The organism is Mesobacillus sp., assembly GCF_049588175.1.
In the GTDB taxonomy this organism is placed as follows: Bacteria; Bacillota; Bacilli; order Bacillales; family Cytobacillaceae; genus Mesobacillus.
Map to the genome: position 1 here is coordinate 1 of NZ_JBAVFI010000106.1, position 3,294 is coordinate 3,294.

Below are 3,294 nucleotides of genomic sequence, written 5' to 3' on the forward strand. Positions count from 1 at the left end.
GCTATGTAGAGTATCCAAATGTCGATCCTTTAAGGGAAATGGTCGACTTAATCAGCGCTACTCGGTCTTATGAAGCAAACGTAACAGTTTTCAACGCTTCTAAGGGAATGATGATGAAGGCACTTGAAATCGGGAAGTAAGGAGAGAAATTCTAGATGAATACATTAGGGATCAATTCTGTTAGCCAAATGGTCAGGCCATTTGAGACAAATAAGCTTACTCCCACATCAACACCATACGAAGCGCAACAAAGTTTTACGTCCGTACTTAAAAAATCAATCGAGAATTTAAATCAATCTCAGGTTCAGTCAGACATCATGACAGAAAAATTAGCTCGCGGTGAAAATGTAGATCTCCACCAAGTAATGATTGCGAGCCAAAAAGCGAGTATAACGATGCAAGCTACATTAGAAGTGAGAAATAAAGTTATAGAAGCTTATCAGGAAATGATGAGAATGCAAGTCTAATAATATTGGCTAAAAACTAAAGTAATAGCGGTTATTAGCTGTATAAAAAGAAGAGACTTAATAACCGGGGGATTGAAATGAAAGAAACCGTTCAAAAGTATTTAAATACAATGAAGGATTTCTGGCAAGGGCGCACCAGAAAGCAAAAGATCAGTCTGGGTGCGTCTCTTTTCTTGATAGTGGCAGTTGCAGCACTAACAGCCTTCTTTACAACCAGGACTTCCCTTGTACCTTTATATAGCAATCTATCGCCAGCAGAAACGGGGACAATAAAAGAAAGCCTTGATGCAAGAGGTATAAAATCCGAAATTGCTGATGGCGGGAAAACAATACTGGTGCCGGAAGAGTCGGTAAATAGTTTAAAAGTGGAGCTTGCTGCAGAAGGAATCCCTAAATCAGGCAGCATTGATTATTCATTTTTCAGCCAGAATGCTGGTTTAGGAATGACAGATAATGAATTTAATGTTCTTAAGCTGGAAGCTATGCAAACAGAACTTGCTGACCTGATGAAGGGCATTGAAGGAGTTAACGATGCTAAGGTTATGATTAACCTACCTGAGAAGGGGATATTCGTAAATGACAGTGCTGAGCAAGCTTCAGCCTCGATTGTCTTGAATACCAGTCCAGGCTACCAATTTAAAGAAGAACAGATTAATACGCTTTATCACCTGGTAGCAAAGAGCGTTCCAAATCTTCCCACTGATAATATCGTCATCATGAATCAATTCTTTGAGTATTTTGATTTGAAAAATGATGAAAATTCTAATGGAGCAACATTTGCTTCACAGCATGAAATTAAACAACAAATTGAACGAGATGTTCAAAGACAAGTTCAGAACATGCTTGGAACCTTGATGGGACGTGACAAGGTCGTTGTATCCGTTACTGCAGATGTTGATTTTACTCAGGAAAACAGGGAAGAAAATCTCGTTGAACCAGTAGACAAGGAAAATATGGAAGGGATCGCAATCAGCGCACAGCGGATTACTGAAACTTTTTCCGGAAATGCTGAACAGGCTGGCGGAATCCCAGAAGGCGGAAACCCTGCTGATACGACGGGTTCGCAGTATCTTGAAGGAGCAAATGGCAATGGAGATTATGAAAAAGTCGAAGAAACGATCAACAATGAGGTTAGCAGAATTCGCAAGGAAATTACCGAGAGTCCTTATAAAGTAAGGGATTTAGGAATACAGGTTATGGTTGAACCTCCAACACCAGATGATCCAAATTCTCTTCCACAGGAACGGGTGGACGATATCACGAAAATCCTTGGAACGATTGTGAGGACTACAATTGATAAAAATGCTTCAGGAATAGAACTTACCGATGCAGCGATTGAAGATAAAGTGGTGGTCTCTGTTCAGCCGTTCAATGGCAAAGTAACCTTTGAAAATGAAGTGGTCCAGAAACTGCCTTGGTGGATTTACCTGGTTGGCGGAATCCTGCTGGCAATTATCGTATTGCTGCTCATTCTGTTCTTGCGCTCACGCAAAGCGAAGGAAGAAGAGAAGGAAATCTTCTTTGAAGAGCGGGCAGAATCAGTCTATGTGCCGGATGTAAATAAAGAGTTTGAAACTGAAGGCACGATGAAGAAAAAGCAGCTTGAAAAAATGGCAAAAGAAAAGCCGGAAGACTTTGCAAAATTATTGCGTACATGGATTGCGGAAGATTAGGAGGAGGACATATGGCAAGGAAGGACCAGAAAGAACTTACTGGAAAACAGAAAGCAGCAATCCTTCTGATTTCGCTTGGCCCGGATGTTTCTGCTTCAGTATACAAGCATTTAAGTGAAGAGGAAATTGAAAAGCTGACACTTGAAATTTCAGGTGTGAAAAAAGTAGATTCTTCTGCAAAAGAAGAGATACTTGAAGAATTCCATAACATTGCACTGGCACAGGATTATATAACCCAGGGAGGGATTGGCTATGCCAAAACGGTCCTTGAAAAGGCGCTGGGATCTGACCAGGCAGCAGTCATTATTAACAGACTGACTTCGTCCTTGCAGGTGCGTCCTTTTGACTTTGCGAGGAAAGCGGATGCAGGTCAAATTCTGAATTTTATCCAAAATGAGCATCCTCAAACAATTGCGCTTATTCTTTCATATTTGGATTCTGCTCAGGCTGGACAAATACTGTCAGAACTTCCTCAGGAAGTACAGGCCGATATTGCACGAAGAATTGCGGTTATGGATAGCACTTCACCGGAAATCATAAATGAAGTAGAACAAATACTTGAAAGAAAGCTATCTGCGACAGTTACTCAGGACTATACACAAACTGGCGGAATAGAAGCAGTCGTCGATGTTTTGAATGGGGTTGACAGGGCAACAGAAAGAACAATTCTTGATGCCCTTGAGATTCAGGATCCAGAACTCGCAGAAGAAATCAAGAAAAGGATGTTCGTCTTCGAAGATATCGTTACTCTTGATAATCGTGCGATCCAGCGAGTTATTCGTGACTGTGAAAACGAAGACCTCATGCTTGCACTTAAAGTTTCTAGTGATGAAGTGAAAGAAATTGTCTTTAAAAATATGTCTAATCGGATGGTGGAAACCTTCAGGGATGAAATGGAATATATGGGGCCTGTCCGATTACGTGACGTAGAAGAAGCGCAGTCTAGGATTGTTGGTATCATTCGCCGTCTAGAGGAAGCTGGGGAAATCGTCATAGCTCGTGGCGGAGGAGATGATATTATTGTCTAGACTTATTAAATCCCAGTTTAGCCAAACTGCAGCATCAGAAAAGAAAATAATCTCCATAAAGGTTATGGAGACTACGGTTCACTCAGAGGAGAATAGGCCTGCCTTTTCACATACGGAGGCAGAGCG

Annotated in this window: 4 protein-coding genes; all 4 read left to right on the plus strand. The window is 41.3% G+C overall.

The genetic code is table 11. The annotated features are described in order from the left end of the window. A partial coding sequence (locus WB217_RS02230) for a flagellar basal body rod C-terminal domain-containing protein (protein ID WP_423990249.1) occupies positions 1–140 on the plus strand: 140 nt, incomplete at its 5' end. Positions 141–188: 48 nt separating this feature from the next. After that, a complete protein-coding gene (fliE, locus tag WB217_RS02235; RefSeq protein WP_423990251.1) occupies positions 189–467 on the plus strand; it encodes a flagellar hook-basal body complex protein FliE in 279 nt (92 codons plus the stop codon). A 77-nt stretch (positions 468–544) separates the two neighbouring features. Next, positions 545–2,140: a flagellar basal-body MS-ring/collar protein FliF gene (gene fliF / locus WB217_RS02240; RefSeq protein ID WP_423990245.1), complete on the plus strand. Its 1,596-nt coding sequence runs from the start codon at positions 545–547 to the stop codon at positions 2,138–2,140. Positions 2,141–2,151: 11 nt separating this feature from the next. Further along, positions 2,152–3,168, plus strand: coding sequence for a flagellar motor switch protein FliG (fliG, locus tag WB217_RS02245; protein ID WP_423990247.1), 1,017 nt, complete (start codon positions 2,152–2,154; stop codon positions 3,166–3,168). Positions 3,169–3,294: the final 126 nt, after the last annotated feature.